Here is an 18,575-nt window from a genome sequence, read left to right on the forward strand (position 1 = left end):
TGGTATTATATTATAGTTGTCTGATACAGATCAGACATCACTGACCATGGCTCGTTGGTCAAGTGGCTAAGACGCTGCCCTTTCACGGCGGAATCGAGAGTTCGATTCTCTCACGAGCTATATCAAGTCGCAACTTCGGTTGCGGCTTTTTATATTAAATTTGACGCTAAAAAAGCTGGTTAATTTATCATTAACCAGCTTTTTTCATGTATTTTACGAATCATCCTGTTGTATTTCGATTAACTTTTTTCTAAGCTGATCATTTACAGCATAGACATATACACCATGGACACCTCGCGTCAATAAGACATTAATAATATTTTTTAAATAAGCCTTATTTTCCATTGTGTTATATGTACCGTTTTGTTTTCTAAGTTTTGCATGATCACAAGATAAATCGGCATTGATATCTAAAGCATTCGTTTCGTCATTCCATATAACTGATGGCCCCAAAATGATACCTACGTAATTCAAATCAATACCTTGAACTGTGAAATCACTTCCAATTTCAGCAATGCTTTCTGGAATTTCTTGCCATGGAACTTGTTTTTTCTGAGCTTCCTGTACCTTTGACAATTCAAGATTCCACGGCACAACTTGATCTCCAAAAGTAACTGTCCAATATTCAGAATTTTTTGGTCGCGAACCTTGTGAATATTTCCAATCGTAAGTGGCTACCATTCGACTTAATCCTACGTCACGGTTTTGCTCTTCAATTGCTAGTTTGAACTCTTTTGCATTATCAAAAAACTTAATTTGATAATTATCATCAACTGGCGGTATCGTAAGAGAATTTTCTTTAAAATGGGCTAAATTTCCAATCCATTGCTGTGTTTCTTTATTAGCCTGTATACGCCATTGATTTTTTAAATAGAGCGTTTTGGTATCCGGTCCATTCACGATGTTGAATAACGTTTCATTACCGTCAATATTATTTCGAACAGATGTAACTTGCTTTGGATCATAAACTAATACCATTGTTCTCGCCAACTTATGCAATGCTATCAAGTCCGGCTGCCATTTATTTTTATTTACACGACCATAATTACCACTCCATAAAAGATGAGCTTCATCTACCAAAAGTACATCAACTTGTTTTCCAATACTGATAAACCGTGGTACATCCATTACAACGTCAATGCCCATGTTCAACTTCCGTGCAATCTGTTCGTAAGTTCGTCGTTGTTGTTCATGTCGGACTAACAAAACAATTGAAGCCTGGTGCTTTGTTTTTCTATCATAGTTTAATACTGGATATGGGTTTTTCCAAATTTCATAAAACAGCTGTGATAATAGTACCGTTTTTCCAGATCCTGCTAGTCCTTGCACTTTAATTACGCTGTTATTTAAACCATTAATTAACGTTTCTGCAATCATAAGACCAATAACGTTTTTTGCATGTTCTTGCTCGGAACTAAGAGATTTAAATGGGCTATTTGCAAAAAGAGCAGAATTTTGAACAGATTCCAGACTGGAAACAATGTTCTTTTGGTACAATCTATTCCAAATCTCAGAAAAAACACCTGAACGATAAGCCTCACGCTCATAGAAGTCATTAGACAGGCCATTATTACGACCATTGTAGATTTTTTCAAATTTTTCGTCACCGAGCAAATGATCCATAAACATTTGTTCAATTTCTAATGTCGCTGACTTATTAAATCTCGAATGTCCGATAATATATAAAGTTTCGCTTTGATCATCTGAATCATCTTTTATAGCGTTAAGCTTATCGCCTTGAGATTTTAAGTGTTGATTTGTTCTCCGAACAATAGAACTAGCTTCCCCAACATAAACTAATTGTTTTGCGACACCGGAATGTTGGTTTGTCTTTTTACCAATGCCTAAATAAACCGTTGGATAATTTGTAAGAATTGTATCCTCTGCTGTTTGAGCAAAATCATCAAGTGCTCGTTGCGAATAGTCAATCTCGGATAATTGTAAATTACCGTTATCAATAAATCCAAACACCGATAAAATTTCTTGCGCATTAAAACCAAGGAGTTCAAAATAGTCTGCCAATAATTCATTTGGAATCGCACGTTTATTCTTTTCCCAGTTCTGAACAGCCTGTCTTGTCACATTCAAAATCTGTGCAACATCATCTTGCGTATAGCCTTTTTCTTCTCTTTTTTGCCTAATTAGTTCATACAGTTTCATAGAATTATTATCTCAAACCACCCCAAAACAAAAAGCAACAAAACGTTGCTCTTCAAATAAAATATATGTCACGATTAAGTGAAATAAGTGTAATTTAATACCCCATTGCTTTTACTCTCCCCGAACCTCATCAAATTTCGCTTTCATTGTAGGATTGCCACGTGTTAATTTCTTAACACTGACATCTTCCAGTTTATTATTAGCTAGGCGTAGTTGATTTTCTGAAGTAGTTAATGCTTTCTTGACAGCTTCCATACGTGCAATTGACTTATCAATTTCATCAATAGCTTTTTTAAAATTAGTTGATGCACTTTCATAATTTTTACCAAAGGCATGTTTGAACTGCGTTAAATCACTTTCAAAATGTGTAATGTCGATATTTTGTTCCTTAACTTGCTCTAATTCTTTTCTATAACCCACTGAATTCAATGCTGCGTTGCGTAATACCCCAATGAATTGAATGAAAAATTGCGGACGAATAACGTACATCTTTTCATAATCTGGCACTTGAACAATGCCCGTGTTATACAAATCACTATCAGATTCTAACATTGAAACAAGTACGGCATATTCTGTGTTTTTCTCACGTCGATCTTTATCTAATTCCTTAAAGAAATCAGCATTTTTATGCTTACTTACTGTCGTATCCGCTTCATTTTTCATATCAAACATAATGCTGATAAACTCTAAGTCATCTTGATAATCTCGGAAAATAAAATCACCTTTTGAATTTGTTTCTGACAGCGTATTATCTTTTTCAAAATAAGCTTTTGGGAAAGCATACGGACGAATTTTATTGAATTCAGTCATGGCATATTGCTCAAGACTTTCTCCAATTTCTTTTGTCGATTGCCGTGCTTTAAAATCCTTGTAAAACTCAACCTGTTCATTAGCTGTCTTCAATTGTGCCTCATATTGGTTTTGCACATTGGCGAGCTGTAACTGCTTCTCTTGGTCCTTTAATTGCAACTGAGACTTCAGATCCGCTAATTCTTGATTGCGATTTGCCAAGTCACTTTGAATTGCTGCCTCTTTTTTAACTAACGCTGTCTCAAGTTCATTTTTACTCTGCTCTTTAACGGACTCAATTTTGACTTGTAATTGTGCAATCTCTGTTTCTTTTTTAGCAATGGTATCTTTTAAGTCTAACTCTTTTTGTGCTAACTTTGATTCCAATTCAGCTTTATTTTGTTCTGTGAGTGATACAATTTTGGTTTCTAAAGCAATGATTTGTGCTGCTTTCTCTGTAATTTTTTCTTGCAACGTTTGTTTTTGTGAATTGAGTTGATTTTCTAATTCAATTTTTGATTGTTTTTCTTGCTGTACTTGCCACTCTTCACGAGCTTGCAACAATTTATCGTCCAAAATGTCTGCAATTTTGCCATTTATAATACTAGTATCAATGTTTTGTTCATCAGTCAAATCAATGATATCTCCAACATGTGCATCTTGGTCAAGTACCAATTCTGTTTGTGATGCAATATGAAATTTAACTTTTGCCATGAATAAAATAACCCCCACACTCTAAATTAACGCTTGAATAAGCGCATACTAAGTTTATTATAACAACAAAAAAGCCTACAGACGTAGACTCAGTTCAACTTATTGACGTTTTTTCATGAAGTAATATAAAGGTAATCCAGCTAAAGTGGCGATCACACCAATCATAGCTAACTTAAACTCTGTTGCCAAAGTCATACCAATGATGAAGACACCACCTAAGATAGCCAGCCACAAGTGGTACAAATGGATAACCTGGTACACGATAAGGACGTTTCAAATCTGGTTCTGTTTTACGTAACTTAATCACAGCAACAAAGACCAATGTATAAAATAGCCAAATGACAAAGACCAGCATATCAGTTAATGTATCAAACCCACCAGCAAACATGAGTGCAATAGCAATTACTAATTCAAAGATACCAGCAACGTAAGGAATTTTGAAACGATTTAATTTAACGAGTTTGTTTGAAAATGGCAAAGCCTTTTCTAATGCCATGGCATAAGGTAAACGCATACCCGTCATAGTATACCCATTCAACGTACCATAAATTGAAATCAAGATGCCAATAGTAATTAACTTACCACCGATACCCCCAAAAATATGTTGTGCTGCATCCATAGCTGTGTTTTCATTACCTTGAATGGCATGGAATGGTAATGAATGCAAGAATACAAAGTTAACCAACAAATAAATTACCATGATGCCGATCAATCCACCAGCAATGGCACGTGGCAAATCACGACTTGGGTTCTTCATTTCACCAGCAATGTTTCCTACGTGAATCCAACCATCATACGCATACATTGTACCTAACAAACCAGCTCCCATTGCAGTAGCCCATGTTGCATCGTGACCTGGTGATACTGGGAATAGTGACACTTCAACGCCACCCGGTTGTAATAAGCCAAACACAATAATTAAAGCTAGTGGAATGAGCTTAAACACTAACGTAATTGACTGGAATTGCCCAGCAATCTTAGATCCTAACATATTAATCAATGCAACTGAGACTAAAGCAGCAATTCCTGATGGAATAATTGCCCCTGCCCCCCAATGCATAAGGTTAGCTACTTGTGTCCCAAAAATGACACCTTTAGCCGCAATACTGGCAGGAAAGTAAATAATAATTTGCGCCCATCCTAGTAAAAAGCTGGCAAGCTTCCCATAGGCACGTTCAATATAAACCAACATACCACCAGTTTGTGGTAAGGCAGCGGCTAATTCAGCTCCCGTCAATCCAGCAGCGAGACTAATCAGTCCACCAAATAGCCAAACGAACAACGACATACTTGTCGAACCTGTAGCTGTTGCGACAGTCGAAGCTTTATAAAAAACACCAGCGCCAATGACAGTACCTACAACTGTTGAGATTGCGGGTACCAATGTCATGGTGCGATTAAGATTTTGATCAGCAGCCATGTTTTTCCTCTATTTCTCCATTTAATGATTAAACATATCTTCTATAATAACAGTTTTTCACATCACAAACATACCTCTTTTCAGATTATTATCAAAACATTAATAGATTTTTTTAACGAAAGTTCGCTTTTTATACTATTTTTTTGTAAGTGTATTGACACGAATTTTGTTTGATGATACGCTGAATAGATATAAATAAATAATGATACGAACTTTTCGTATCTGCGTTATCCTGCAGTAGTGGATGTAGACTGGGCGTTGTCAATGCGACGTCCTCTTTTTTATACACTTTTTTACAAAACTGAAAAAGAGCGTGAAACAATTCATGACAACAATCCAAAAACGAGCGCTGGCTCTACTAGTTGGTTCTCAACTCTTAATTATGCTGGGTATTGGGTTAATCATCCCCGTTGAACCTTACATTAAAGACGATATGGGTCTTACGGCAACCGATATGGGTATTATGGCTGCTTTATTTGCTGCTGTACAGTTTATTGCTTCTCCTATTATTGGTAAAATCTCTGATAAATTTGAACGTGTCCCTTTAATCGCGGCTGGTTTGTTATTTTTTGCTATTTCTGAAGCCATATTTGCTTTTGGTATCGGAAACGGTCTGTGGCTCTTAAATTTAGCACGTGCCTTAGGTGGGTTATCTGCCGCTTTCTCTATCCCTTCAATTACAGCGCTTGCAGCTGACATGACCACAGATGAGAATCGTGCACGAGTGATTGGTTGGCTATCAGCCTCATTTAGTGGTGGTATCATTTTAGGTCCTGGAATTGGTGGTGTTTTAGCTAATATTAATCATACTTTACCATTTATCGGTTCAGCATTACTGGGCGCTGTTGCATTCTTTATCTTTATTATTTTCATGCCAAAAGATAAGGCATTGCGCATCACACATTCTAATGAAATATCCCATTCAAATACAAATGCGATTCGCAGTTGTTGGACACTAGCACTCGTTATGTTATTACTGATGATCTTTGTTGCGTCATTTGGCTTATCTGCATTTGAAAATATGTTTAGTCTATACTTCCACGATGTACGTGGCTTTAACTTAACTGAAATTGCTTGGTTCTTAGTCATTAATGGTGCTGTATCATTAATTTTCCAAGTAATTTTGTTTGAAAAATTAGTTGCTTTAGTTGGCGAACTCATGGTTATTCGGATTAGTTTTATAGCTGGTTTTTTCTCAATTTTATGGATTCTTTTCTCAGAAAGTAAATGGGAGGTTTTTATTGCCACCTTGATTATATTTGTTGGGTTTGATATTTTACGTCCTGCTATCACTACAATGCTTTCAAAGGTCGATCGTGAACAGCAAGGATTTATTAATGGATTAAACATGTCACTGACAAGTGTTGGTAATATTGTTGGTCCAGTTTTAGGTGGCGTACTACTCGATATCAATAATTTATTACCTTATAGTTTTGTTGCTGTTATCCTAGTTATCGCTAGCCTATTAACCTTTACTGTCAAGTTTAAAACATCGTAAACGATAAAACACCGTACAATTGCTTGTACGGTGTTTTTACTAGTATTTAACGTACCTGTCACGCCTTGGGCGCTTCGCTAAATCATGTATAATCATTTCAGTTTTTTTCATCATTGTAAGGACTTCATTGTCAACAACGGTAGCCTGATTTTGATATAGCATCGCCAGATGTTCACTAGTAAGTTCACTTGGATTAGTAGTTCTTTTTTACGTTTTAATATCGTTAAATCTTTTTGATAGGTTTTAATATATGGTATAAGTTTTTCTCTGTTTATCTCATTTTGATTGGCTTTAGCCTGTAATTTTAGCAATGATCGTTTAATGACTTTGTACAAATAATCGCTATTCATGCGCAGACTCTCTTTCAACAATTGCAGATTTGACTGATTTATCTTAATAGCAAACACAAATGGCAGAATTCGAAAAGAGTAATATATATTAAATGTATAAATCACATAATAATTGACCAGTTAAGTTGAATCGAGTGACATTAACCACCTATTTTTTTGATCGGAAATTCCTAGATGAAGATTCATTACTTTCTCTTGAGTCATATTCATTTTTGGTTGCCTCGAATGATTGTTCCAAGTTCATAATGACTAAGTAATAACTCATGTATCTATTGTTATTATAACAAAATAAAAAAGCAACTATGTGATTTTACATAGTTGCTTTTTATTTGATGCCGACGAGAGGATTCGAACCTCCGACCCCAGGTTTACGATACCCGTGCTCTACCAACTGAGCTACGTCGGCAAGTAGATAACGCTGAGGTTACCTGATCATTATAACTCCGACTGCCGGGCTCGAACCGGCGACAACCTGATTAACAGTCAGGTGCTCTACCAACTGAGCTAAGTCGGAATAATTGCTTAACACAACTATTTAATTATGCCAGTTTTGACTAAAAATGTCAACACTTTTTACGATAAAGATACCTATAAAAATGGCACAAAAAAAGCAAATCTTGAAAGATTTGCTTCTCATATAACTCCGACTGCCGGGCTCGAACCGGCGACAACCTGATTAACAGTCAGGTGCTCTACCAACTGAGCTAAGTCGGAATAATTGCTTAACACAACTTAATCATTATATCTAATAAGTGCTGTTTGTGTCAAGCTTTTTTCAAAACTTTTTTATTATCGCATTGTTGGGAACAACAAAACATCACGAATTGTATCTGAGTCTGTTAGTAACATAACCAAACGGTCAATTCCAATGCCCAAGCCACCCGTTGGTGGCATACCATATTCTAATGCTTCAATAAAGTCTTCATCAATATTTTCAGCTTCATCGTTACCATTTTCACGCTCGGCAACTTGTGCTTCAAATCGTCCACGTTGATCAATAGGATCGTTTAGCTCTGTGAAGGCATTACCATATTCACTACCCATGATGAATAGTTCAAATCGATCAGTAAAGCGCTTATCATCAGCATTACGCTTAGCTAATGGTGACACTTCAACTGGATGTCCATATACAAAAGTTGGTTGAATCAATGTATCTTCAACAAACTCTTCAAAGAACGCATTGATAATGTGTCCAACACCCCAATACTTTTCATATTTAACGTGCTTGTCATCAGCTAACTTTTGTGCGTCTTCAACAGACATTTCTTGCCAGAAATCAATGCCTGTTTGCTCTTTAATCAAATCTACCATATGTTTACGAGCAAACGTTGACCCTAGATCAATTTCTGTGCCTTGATATGTTACCTTAAGATCATCAGATACGACTGCAGCAGCAGCTTTGAAGATTCCTTCAGTCTCATCCATAACGTCTGTAAAGTCCATATATGCAGCATACGTCTCCATGGTAGTAAATTCGGGATTATGCTTTGGATCCATACCTTCGTTACGGAAAATACGACCAATTTCATATACTCGTTCAAAACCACCAACAACAAGACGCTTAAGGTAAAGCTCAGTTGCAATACGCATATACATATCGATATTCAATGCATTATGATGGGTAATAAATGGTCGGGCTGCAGCACCACCAGCTTCAGTTTGCAAAATAGGCGTCTCAACTTCCATGAAGTCTTGCGAATCCATATAAGCACGAATTGCTGAAATAATTTTTGAACGTAATTGAAACTTTTTAAATGATTCTTCGTTTGCAATCAAGTCTAAATAGCGCTTGCGGTAACGTGTCTCCACATCAGCAATACCATGAAACTTATCTGGCATGGGACGTAAAGCCTTAGTTAAATGCGTCAATTCTGTTGCCAAAACTGTTAATTCGCCAGCTTCAGTTTTCATCATGATACCTTTAATACCAAGAAAATCACCTAAATCGGCACGCTTAATAATAGGATAGTTTTCACCCAGATCATCACGTTTTGCATAGACTTGTATCTTTCCTGAAACATCGCGGAAATCAGCGAAGATAACTTTACCTGCACCACGCTTAGCAATCATACGACCAGCAATGATGACTTCATGCTGACCGGCTTCTAATTCTTCTAATGAACTATCATCATACAAATCATGTAATTCTTGTGCTTTGGCTGAACGTTCAAAACGCTTACCAAAAGGGTCCAAATGTAAATCATCAACAATTGTGGCTAATTTTTGACGTCTTGCCAACATTTGATCATTGAGGGCTTTTTCTTCTGCCATGTGTGTAGCGTGTTCTAAAAGAACACTTTCCTCCATTTTAATAAGATGTTAAACTCATTTTTAAAGTTTTTACCATTAATAACTATAACAAAAAATATTATGAAGCTCAAAGGTTACGCATCATCACTTTTTTGCCTAATGATTGCGATAATGTCATTTAATTCCTCGACTGTGAAAAAGTATCGCTTTCCCGAGAACTTTCCCACAACCTCAGCACCACCATCTTCGTCAATCATTGCTTGGATTTCTGATTCAGGCAATGTAGTCAACATTTCTTGATAAGCCTCTTTAGTTGGCTCGGCTGCAAGACCAACGCCTGCTACTTGTAATATCTCAACTTCGCCTTTTCCAAAAATTTCTTCTAAAACTTCTAATGGTGTATAACCATCTGTTAACATTTCAGATAATGGTTTCATATTTTTCAATGCTAATTCTAAGTCGTCAATCGCTTGTTCAGTAGCATCAGGTAAAGCTTGGACTAAAAAACCACCTGCAGCTTGCACTTGATCTTCATGATCCATATATACAGATACCCCAACAACAGAAGGAATTTGCTCAGATTGCGCCAAATAGTACGTGAAATCATCCCCAATTTCTCCAGATATTAATTGGCTTTGTCCAATATATGGATTGGAATATGGCGCAAATTTTGTAATTTGTAACGCACCATTTTTTCCGACAGCTTGAGCCACATCTAAGTTACCATTTTCATCAACAATAGCTTCTAGTTGAGGATTGGTAACATAACCACGCACACTACCTTTAGCATCTGCTTCGACAACAACATTACCAATCGGTCCACGCCCATTAATTTGAATGGCCATGCGTTCTTCACCTTTTAAAACCGATTGTGCTGTCAAAGTAGTCGCTAACATACCGCGTCCTAGAACGATAGATGCAAGTCGAGATGTTTCATGTGCAGCAGCTGCTTCTTGAACGAATTGTGTCCCATCAAGTGCAAATGCACGAAAGTATTTATTTTTTGTGATTGTTTTTATAAATTGATCTGACATAATGTACTTTCTTTTTTTCTTAGCTTTAAAATAAAAAAGTTGACGTTTCACGTCAACTCTTATTTTACTTATTTTTATCGTCTTTGTCATCAATTGGTGCATCATCAGGTGTTTCAACTTCTGATACTTCAGAATCATCACCATTTTTTGCTGCTTCATGATGTTCATAACGTTCTTCTGCTTCTGAATCTTTAGCATCAACAGCAGCTTTAGATTCTTCAAAAGACTTTGCAGTTGCTAATTCATCATCATCTTGAAGTTCTTTACGTGTGAAATGGCCAGTCTCATATATATCACGAATTTGTCGCTCATCCAGAGACTCAACTTCAAGCAATGCTTCAGCAATTGCGACTAGTTTATCCTTGTTTTCAGCTAAGATAGCAGAGGCATCATCAAAGGCTTCTTTGGTAATACGACGTACTTCTTCATCAATTAGACGAGCTGTTTCTTCAGAGTAACTACGGTTACCAGCTTGTTCAGCATAGCCAACACTAGCGTTACCTTCTAATTGAACCATTCCTAGCTTGTCAGACATACCAAAAGCTGTGACCATTTGACGTGCCAAACCTGTAGCTTGTTGGAAATCGTTTGAGGCGCCTGAACTTGCTTCATTAAACATGAATATTTCAGATGCACGACCACCCATCAAACCTGCAAGTTGCTCTTTAGCTTCAGAATAACGCAAATTATAACGATCCGCTTTAGGTGTCATCAAAGCATAGCCGCCAATACGACCACGTGGCACAATTGTTACCTTACGGACAACTGAGGCTTCAGAGCGTACCAAACCAACCAATGCATGACCCGCTTCGTGATAAGCCGTTGTCTTACGCTCTTGCTCTGACATTCCGCGATTAGTTTTAGCTGGTCCTTGGAAAATACGATCTTCCGCTTCATCAATATCAGCGGCATCAACTTTTTTCTTGTTACGACGAGCTGCAAGTAATGCTGCTTCGTTTAACAAGTTTTCCAGATCAGCGCCCACATATCCTGGTGTTTGTTGTGCAATCGCCTTCAAATCAACATTATCTGCCAATGGCTTATTCTTTGCATGGACATTTAAGATCGCTTCACGACCTTTAACATCCGGTGCACCAACTAATATCTTACGATCGAAACGACCTGAACGTAACAACGCAGGATCCAAAACATCTGAACGGTTCGTTGATGCTAAGATAATCACACCTTCGGAACCTTCGAAACCATCCATTTCAATCAAAATTTGATTTAATGTTTGTTCTCGTTCATCGTTTCCGCCACCCATTCCGGTACCGCGTCGACGACCAACGGCATCAATTTCATCGATGAAAATAATTGCAGGAGCAGACTTTTTAGCATTCTCGAATAAATCACGTACACGTGAAGCACCAACACCGACAAACATTTCAACGAAGTCTGATCCAGACATCGAGAAGAAAGGTACGTTGGCTTCACCAGCAACTGCTTTAGCAAGCAAAGTTTTACCAGTTCCGGGAGGTCCTTCAAGCAAAACACCCTTTGGTATACGTGCACCTAAGCTAACAAACTTCTTTGGTGACTTTAAAAATTCAACAACTTCAACAAGTTCTTGCTTTTCTTCTTCAGCACCAGCTACATTTGAGAAACGAACTTTGTTATCTTTGGGATCAGATGGCTTAGCTTTGGATTTACCAAAGCTCATCATACCACCTTGTCCGCCCTTACCACCGGCTTGACTCATCATAAGGTAGAACACACCAACAATAAGCAAAACAGGAATAAGTGAGACTAGGAGGTTTAACCAGAAACCAGAAGACTCTTGTTGCTTGGTGACCACATCAGTATCTGTGTCAGAAGCTGCTTGGGTAACTGATTTTAATGAAGCATCATTAGGCAACAAAGTTGATGTAAAACGTGTCACCTTCTGTGCTGGTTGTAAGATGTTTAACCCTTTATCACCTTTTGTACTTTGTGCTGAACGGTATTCTCCAGTAACATTATAAATACCGTTACCTGGTTGAACAGTGACTGACTTAAGTTCCTTGTCATTCAGTGCTTTCATAAATTCACTTGATGTCAATGTCTTTGAAGATGACTTATCGTTCCCAAAAAGACCATAAATCATGCCGACAACAGCAAGGAAAATGAAAATATAGAATACTGAACTCTTTAAGAAACCACCTTTGTTATTATTATTCATTAAGTTTCCTCAGTTTCTAGAAGTTAGTCTGAATAGACTTCTTTTTTTAAGATGCCTACATAAGGTAGGTTTCGATACATTTCTTTGTAATCAAGACCATAGCCGACAACAAATTCGTTTCGGACATCAAAGCCTACATAATCAGCTGTAATATCAACTTTACGACCTTCTTTTTTATCCAATAATGTCGCAACGCTGATCGATTTAGCCCCACGTTTGGCAAGTAATTCTTTCATGAAGAGTAATGATTGACCTGTGTCAACAATGTCTTCTAAAATCAGAACATGACGTCCTTTAATATCGGAACCTATATCTGTGACAAGTGTAATTTCATCAGTGCTTTTAACACCACCATGATAACTTGACACATTAATAAATTCTAAGTCTACGTATAAGTCCACTTCACGCAATAAATCGGCCGTCCATAAGTAGGCACCTTTGAGTACCGACAAAACAACGGGTCTTTCTCCTGCGTAGTCTTGTGTAATTTGTTTTCCTAAACGAACTGCTGCATCGTGTATGCTCGTTTGGTCAAACAATACTTCTTGTATATCGTTATCCACTATCTTTCCTCAATTCGCCATGCTAGCCAGTATAGCTTAGCATCTTGTTTGGTGACAAAATTTGTACTGATGCGCCAATGCTGGCGAACTTTAACTGCGATAATCTCATCATTTGGTGTGGATAAAACCACCATTTTTTGTCGCTCAGCTTGTGATAATTTTTCGTCAATTGCTAAACGTCTTAATTTTTTATGTCCGTTTATGATTGCAAGTTTATCACTTGCTTTTGCTGGACGCAAGTAAACAAATGGTTCATTAGTTATCATTGAAAATGGCAACTTTTCCACATTAAGATCAGAGTCATTATCCGTCCATTTGAACGCCTCATCTGCAAATTTTTGCCATTGATTTAATTTTAACATAACTGTTGGTAAAACTTGCATGGTATTTGTGATTTCTGATGTGTTTGTCAGATAAACTTGTTGATAACTTTTAACAAACATCAAATTTTTTGACAATTGCACAAAACCGTTTGTTTTTTTATTGTTTAGTAATAATAAATGAATCTGTTTAATTTGACTTTCTTTAAACTGATACAAACCTTTTTGCTGCAAATAAACCTTAATTGTTACAACTAACCATAGTTCAGGTACGCTGGTCCAATTCTTTTCAAATGCCTCAGCATACTGACTAGCTTGACTTTTAATAAGACGCTCTTGTTCAGCAATTTGTTTAGCAAAATCGTTGATATGGTAAACTACTTGCCGATTAATTGTTTTCAAATTAGGAATGATTTCATTACGAAGCAAGTTACGCGGTGTATAGCTCGGATCATGATTTGTCCTATCTTCTCGCCAAGATAGCCCCTTTTTTTGTGCATAATTTATGATTTCTTGCTTAGTTATCCCCAAAAACGGTCGAAAGATATTTTGATTACTACCATCCATACCAGATAGTTGTGATAATTGTCCTCCACGTACTAGTTTTAATAGAACTGTCTCAGCTTGGTCATCTGCATGGTGGGCAACAATAATTGTATGTGTCGAATATTTTTTTGCTAAATCTGAAAAGAATTGATAACGAAACTCACGCGCTTTTTTTTCAACTGATTTTTGAGGTATATCTAACCATTCAATTTGTTCAAATGTTGCATTGAATTTGTCTGCTAATTGCGCAACAAAACGCGCATCATCATCGCTTTCTGAGCGCAAATGATAATTAACGTGTGCAATTATAATATGCAATTTTGGCAATGCTTCACGCAGTGCATATAATAAAACAACAGAATCAACACCACCTGACACGGCAACAATTACGGTATTTTCCCAGTGATTTTTTTTAATTTGCTTGTCTATTTTGTCTGTCATGATAGAAAAAGCACCCTAAGGTGCCTTAGTTTTATTTTTCCGTAGGTAGATTGTAAATAATCTCATCCTGTTTTGTGTACCCGTATTTATCTCTTAAAATTTGCTGAAGATAAGAAGGATCATTCAGCCGCTTGCTATCTGCTTTTAAATTAGCATTTATTTTTTCAATATCTATCAGACGACTTTGCGTATTAGTTAACGATACATTAGCAGAATGTAATTTGAATTCGCTAACTAATAATTGCGCAGCAAATATAGCCGCTAAAATAGCCCCAAAAAACAAAATTCTTTTTTCTCGCGCTGCATGAGCTTTCATATAATGGCGTCTAGCTTTCATATTTTCCGGCTCAGAATTGCGAATAATTTGCTGAATTTGCGGATTAACACGTTGTCTATTCGATTGTCGTCTGTTTTGGCTTGACATATGAATTTAACCTAATGCTAGTGTGGCACGTTCTTATCATTTTTTCAACAATCTTTAAGAATGCTTAATCTTTGATACCGTCTTCATCCCCACCTTGTCTGTAATCGTTAGCATAACTTTCGCTAATGACTTCATACATATCAGCGGATTCTTCTTTTTTAGTTGTTTCTACAATTTTTAGCACGTTAACGGTTAATGTCTTATTTCCAAAACGTATTTCAAGTGTGTCGTTTGTCATAACGTCTGAAGAAGACTTCGCTACTTTATCATTAATTGAAATTCTGCCTTGATCAGCGATTTCCTTTGCAACTGTTCGACGTTTGATTAAACGTGATACTTTTAAAAATTTATCTAAACGCATATTTTTCTCTTTCTAGTTTAATTCAACTAATTGTTTCTTTGCTATTACCGTGATGAAATACTCTCTCAAAATATTAAGCCATATACTACTTTCAGCAACATCATTTACAGTTAATATAACTTGTAGATTACCAGATTCCGTTCTTACTGCAGCTTTGAGTGGTACGTTAGCTAACGTTTCAAACACTGCTTCTCCAGAAAGTTGCTGAGTAGCCTCTTGATTAAATTGGATAGTTAGTTGCTTCTTTTGTCTTCTAATATTAGTTATCTGGGCTTGATCCGCTAATTGTTTAATTTGCCCAACTAATAGCAAACGTGCGACTTCATCCGGCATCTCGCCAAAACGATCCAACATATCTGCTTCGATTTCTTCAAATTCAGCATCTGTTCTTGCTTGCCGAATACGAGTATAGAGTTCAATTTTTTGTGCATTATCTGGTACATATTCGTCAGGTAAGTATGCTAACACACCTAAAATAATTTCAGCATCTGTTTCATGATCTGTCTGAGGCATGACATGCCCTTGTTTTTTAGCAACTGCTTCTTTAAGCATTTCAGTATACATATCATAACCAACGGAGTCAATAAATCCATGTTGTTGCTTACCCAGCAAATCACCCGCACCACGAATACTTAAATCGCGCATAGCTATTCTAAATCCTGAACCTAGTTCTGTAAAATCTCGGATTGCTTCAAGACGTTTTTCTGCTTCTTCACTTGGTGTACGTGAAAAAGGATATGTAAAATAAGCATAAGCTAAACGTGTTGATCGTCCAACACGCCCTCTCAATTGATATAGTTGGGACAATCCCATGTGATCAGCATTTTCAACGATTAGTGTATTTGCATTAGGTATGTCAACACCTGTTTCTATAATCGTTGTTGTCACCAAAACATCATAGTTCCCATTTAAAAAATCATAGAGAACACTTTCTAATTGCGTTTCAGACATTTGACCGTGAATACTAGCCACTCTAGCAGATGGTACTAGATCTTCAATTTGACTAACAACTCGATCTAAATCAGCGACTCGATTATGTAAATAAAATACCTGACCATCTCGAGCTATTTCTTTCTCAATAGCATTACGAACTATTGCCCAATCTGCTTCTAAAACGTATGTTTGAATCGGATATCGGTTCGCTGGTGGTGTCTCAATAACTGATAAATCTCGTACGCCAACCATTGCCATATTTAACGTTCTTGGTATCGGTGTTGCTGTCAATGTTAACACATCTACACTATTTCGAAGTTGTTTGAGTTTTTCTTTATGCTTAACACCAAATCGCTGCTCTTCATCGATAATAAGTAGCCCCAGATCAGCAAAATCAACATCTTTGCTTAATAAACGATGTGTGCCCACAACAACATCAATTTCATTTGATTTTAACTTTTGTATGACTACTTTATTTTGTGCAACTGACTGGAATCGACTCAATACCCCAATTCTAATTTCTGGAAAATCACTAAACCGAGCTAACATCGTTTCATAATGTTGTTGCACTAGTATTGTAGTGGGTGCTAAGAAAGCGACCTGTTTTCCAGCATGGGCTGCTTTAAATACTGCTCTTAAAGCCACTTCCGTTTTACCAAAGCCAACATCTCCAACCAATAAACGATCCATCGGACGAGACTTTTGCATATCTGATTTTATTTCCTCAATTGAACGAATTTGATCAGGTGTTTCTGGATACCCAAAAGCTGTGTCAAACTTCAACTGTCCAGTATCATCAGGTGGATAGGCATAACCCAAGAGCGCTTCTCGTTGTGCGTACAAATCCAACAGATCATCTGCAATATCTTCTATTTTAGCCGCAACTTGACGTTTTGTTTTAGCCCATTCTGTTCCGCCTAATTTGTTTAGTTTAGGTGCTCGTGCCGCATCTGAAGCCCCAATATATTTTTGAATTAAATTTAACTGAGTAACTGGAATAAAAATTTTGGCATTTTTTTGGTAAGCAATTGAAAGATAATCCTGCTTACCCCCATCAACCGTCATCGTCGTGAGTCCTTCATATCGGCCAATACCATGGTTCACATGAACAACATAATCTCCAACATTAAGTTCGTTATATGTTTTTAGTCTCTCAGCGTTGGCAATTTTACGTTGACGTGGTGCTGATTTTCTCGATTTCGCAAATAACTCATGTTCCGTTAGAACAATTAAATGAAGTTTAGGCCATTCAAAACCAGCTGACAAACTACCGGTCATGAGCTGAATAGTATGTGGGTCAATGTCCCTTGTTTGCTTAATAGGTATCTTCGACTCTTGTAAAGATTGATAGAAATTAGCTCGTCGTTTATCATCTTCTATAAGCAAAATAACTGTATTGCCTGAATCATAGCTATATGTTAAATCACTCTGTAAAGCTGATAATTGTCCGTAATATTGATTCGCTGGTCTAGTAGTAACTTCGATCATGTTTGTAAACTTTAGTTTGTTAAGACCACGATTAAAATTCGCTAAATAAATTTTGGCACTATGCGTTTGTGATAATACGTCATCAATATCTGCACGTAGGTCTTGATTAGGTAATAATTTGTAAGACTCTAACTGACTGAATAACCAATCTTGATCAATAGATACTTGTTGATGCTTTGTTTCTTTTAGTCTTGTATATTCATCTATGATTATCACTGAATTGTCATCAAAATAATCTAACAGTGTATATTGTCCATTGAAGAAAAACTTTGCATAAGGTAGCAAATGATTACTTCGCTCATGGTTATTCAAAATAGATTGGGTTAATGCAAATCCATCTGTGGCATGTTTTTTACTCACTCCCGATAAAGTTGCTCGATAATTGTTAAAGCTTTTTTCTAGTGAAGATTTAGCAACATCATACTGATCCTCTGACACAATGAAATCTGTTGCTGGATCAATCGTGATTACTTGATGCGTATCAATACTTTTTTGTGTCGCCACATCAAAAGATTTCAGCTGATCTAATTCATCACCAAAAAAATCTAATCGCACGGGATTATCTTTAGTCAACGGATAGACATCAATAATTGAGCCACGATGTGCAAATTCACCTGGACCTTGAACTAATTTAGCCGGTTCATATCCCATCATCATTAAATGATCTTTAATAGTCGATATACGGTATTCAATCCCAACTTTCAAAGTTAATTGCGCTTTGTTCACTGTTTGAGGATTAGGTAGTAGTCGTTCCATACCCGAGAGTGCTACAACAACAATTGTCGGTTGCGCTGATTGTAATTTTAATAATGTATTAACTCGTTGTAGCCTTAATTCTGGTGAACTAATAGCCATTTCCGTTGCCAAAGATTCTTCAGCTGGAAAATTAAGAACATCCGGTACTAAGCTTGATAAATCTGAAAATAGTTGATCAGCATGAACTTGAGTATCAGTGACAACCAGTATCTGTTTCTTTTTAGCACGATATAAGGCTGCAATACTTGCCGCTCTAGCACTACCATTAACACCTAATAATAGTTGACTTGAATTTTCAATTGCACCCTCATTAAGTTTTTCAATTGTTGCTGTTTTTGCTAAAAAATCAATCAGCATTTTATTATCTTAC

Annotated in this window: 11 protein-coding genes, 4 tRNA genes and 1 pseudogene; 2 read left to right on the top strand and 14 right to left on the bottom strand. The window is 36.7% G+C overall.

Translation table 11 applies throughout. The features are described 5' to 3' along the window. Positions 1 to 48: 48 nt before the first annotated feature. Positions 49 to 120, top strand: a tRNA-Glu gene (locus tag K5Q12_RS00475). 93 nt (positions 121 to 213) lie between these two features. Here K5Q12_RS00475 and K5Q12_RS00480 read toward each other — a convergent pair. The 3 genes and pseudogenes from K5Q12_RS00480 to K5Q12_RS00490 form a co-directional block, all read right to left on the bottom strand. Beyond that, positions 214 to 2,160, bottom strand: coding sequence for a DNA/RNA helicase domain-containing protein (locus K5Q12_RS00480; protein WP_220741808.1), 1,947 nt, complete (start codon positions 2,158 to 2,160; stop codon positions 214 to 216). Positions 2,161 to 2,271: 111 nt separating this feature from the next. Beyond that, a complete protein-coding gene (locus K5Q12_RS00485; protein WP_220741809.1) occupies positions 2,272 to 3,663 on the bottom strand; it encodes a DUF2130 domain-containing protein in 1,392 nt (463 codons plus the stop codon). Positions 3,664 to 3,762: 99 nt separating this feature from the next. Beyond that, positions 3,763 to 5,083, bottom strand: a pseudogene (locus K5Q12_RS00490) (APC family permease). 325 nt (positions 5,084 to 5,408) lie between these two features. Between K5Q12_RS00490 and K5Q12_RS00495 the strand changes: the two are divergent. Further along, on the top strand, positions 5,409 to 6,581 hold the full coding sequence (locus K5Q12_RS00495; RefSeq protein WP_220741810.1) for an MFS transporter: 1,173 nt from the start codon (positions 5,409 to 5,411) through the stop codon (positions 6,579 to 6,581). A 683-nt stretch (positions 6,582 to 7,264) separates the two neighbouring features. Here K5Q12_RS00495 and K5Q12_RS00500 read toward each other — a convergent pair. The 11 genes from K5Q12_RS00500 to mfd all read right to left on the bottom strand — a co-directional run bounded on the left by K5Q12_RS00500 (position 7,265) and on the right by mfd (position 18,562). Further along, a tRNA-Thr gene (locus tag K5Q12_RS00500) sits at positions 7,265 to 7,337 on the bottom strand. Between the two features lie 35 nt (positions 7,338 to 7,372). Continuing rightward, a tRNA-Asn gene (locus K5Q12_RS00505) sits at positions 7,373 to 7,445 on the bottom strand. A gap of 127 nt (positions 7,446 to 7,572) precedes the next feature. Further along, positions 7,573 to 7,645, bottom strand: a tRNA-Asn gene (locus K5Q12_RS00510). Between the two features lie 75 nt (positions 7,646 to 7,720). Continuing rightward, positions 7,721 to 9,202, bottom strand: a complete 1,482-nt coding sequence (gene lysS / locus K5Q12_RS00515) for a lysine--tRNA ligase (RefSeq protein ID WP_220741811.1) — start codon at positions 9,200 to 9,202, stop codon at positions 7,721 to 7,723. 113 nt (positions 9,203 to 9,315) lie between these two features. After that, a complete protein-coding gene (hslO, locus tag K5Q12_RS00520) occupies positions 9,316 to 10,215 on the bottom strand; it encodes an Hsp33 family molecular chaperone HslO (RefSeq protein ID WP_220741812.1) in 900 nt (299 codons plus the stop codon). Positions 10,216 to 10,279: 64 nt separating this feature from the next. Beyond that, positions 10,280 to 12,373 (bottom strand): ATP-dependent zinc metalloprotease FtsH, encoded by a 2,094-nt coding sequence (gene ftsH, locus K5Q12_RS00525; RefSeq protein WP_220741813.1) that lies wholly within the window; start codon positions 12,371 to 12,373, stop codon positions 10,280 to 10,282. A gap of 23 nt (positions 12,374 to 12,396) precedes the next feature. Then, positions 12,397 to 12,936: a hypoxanthine phosphoribosyltransferase gene (gene hpt, locus K5Q12_RS00530; protein WP_220741814.1), complete on the bottom strand. Its 540-nt coding sequence runs from the start codon at positions 12,934 to 12,936 to the stop codon at positions 12,397 to 12,399. Next, positions 12,936 to 14,243, bottom strand: coding sequence for a tRNA lysidine(34) synthetase TilS (tilS, locus tag K5Q12_RS00535; protein ID WP_220741815.1), 1,308 nt, complete (start codon positions 14,241 to 14,243; stop codon positions 12,936 to 12,938). The genes hpt and tilS overlap by 1 nt, the downstream gene beginning before the upstream one ends. A gap of 31 nt (positions 14,244 to 14,274) precedes the next feature. Beyond that, entirely contained in the window at positions 14,275 to 14,667 is a 393-nt protein-coding gene (locus tag K5Q12_RS00540; protein ID WP_220741816.1) for an FtsB family cell division protein, read from the bottom strand. 64 nt (positions 14,668 to 14,731) lie between these two features. Further along, positions 14,732 to 15,028 (bottom strand): RNA-binding S4 domain-containing protein, encoded by a 297-nt coding sequence (locus K5Q12_RS00545; protein WP_220741817.1) that lies wholly within the window; start codon positions 15,026 to 15,028, stop codon positions 14,732 to 14,734. A gap of 12 nt (positions 15,029 to 15,040) precedes the next feature. Beyond that, entirely contained in the window at positions 15,041 to 18,562 is a 3,522-nt protein-coding gene (gene mfd, locus K5Q12_RS00550; protein ID WP_220741818.1) for a transcription-repair coupling factor, read from the bottom strand. Positions 18,563 to 18,575 lie beyond the last annotated feature (13 nt).

Origin of the sequence: Leuconostoc palmae, assembly GCF_019656075.1 — a bacterium.
Taxonomy (GTDB): domain Bacteria; phylum Bacillota; class Bacilli; order Lactobacillales; family Lactobacillaceae; genus Leuconostoc; species Leuconostoc palmae.

Coding starts and splice junctions, on each gene's coding strand:
- K5Q12_RS00480 (WP_220741808.1), bottom strand. CDS start 2,160: ATGAAACTGTATGAACTAATTAGGCAAAAAAGAGAAGAAAAAGGCTAT.
- K5Q12_RS00485 (WP_220741809.1), bottom strand. CDS start 3,663: ATGGCAAAAGTTAAATTTCATATTGCATCACAAACAGAATTGGTACTT.
- K5Q12_RS00495 (WP_220741810.1), top strand. CDS start 5,409: ATGACAACAATCCAAAAACGAGCGCTGGCTCTACTAGTTGGTTCTCAA.
- lysS (WP_220741811.1), bottom strand. CDS start 9,202: ATGGCAGAAGAAAAAGCCCTCAATGATCAAATGTTGGCAAGACGTCAA.
- hslO (WP_220741812.1), bottom strand. CDS start 10,215: ATGTCAGATCAATTTATAAAAACAATCACAAAAAATAAATACTTTCGT.
- ftsH (WP_220741813.1), bottom strand. CDS start 12,373: ATGAATAATAATAACAAAGGTGGTTTCTTAAAGAGTTCAGTATTCTAT.
- tilS (WP_220741815.1), bottom strand. CDS start 14,243: ATGACAGACAAAATAGACAAGCAAATTAAAAAAAATCACTGGGAAAAT.
- K5Q12_RS00540 (WP_220741816.1), bottom strand. CDS start 14,667: ATGTCAAGCCAAAACAGACGACAATCGAATAGACAACGTGTTAATCCG.
- K5Q12_RS00545 (WP_220741817.1), bottom strand. CDS start 15,028: ATGCGTTTAGATAAATTTTTAAAAGTATCACGTTTAATCAAACGTCGA.
- mfd (WP_220741818.1), bottom strand. CDS start 18,562: ATGCTGATTGATTTTTTAGCAAAAACAGCAACAATTGAAAAACTTAAT.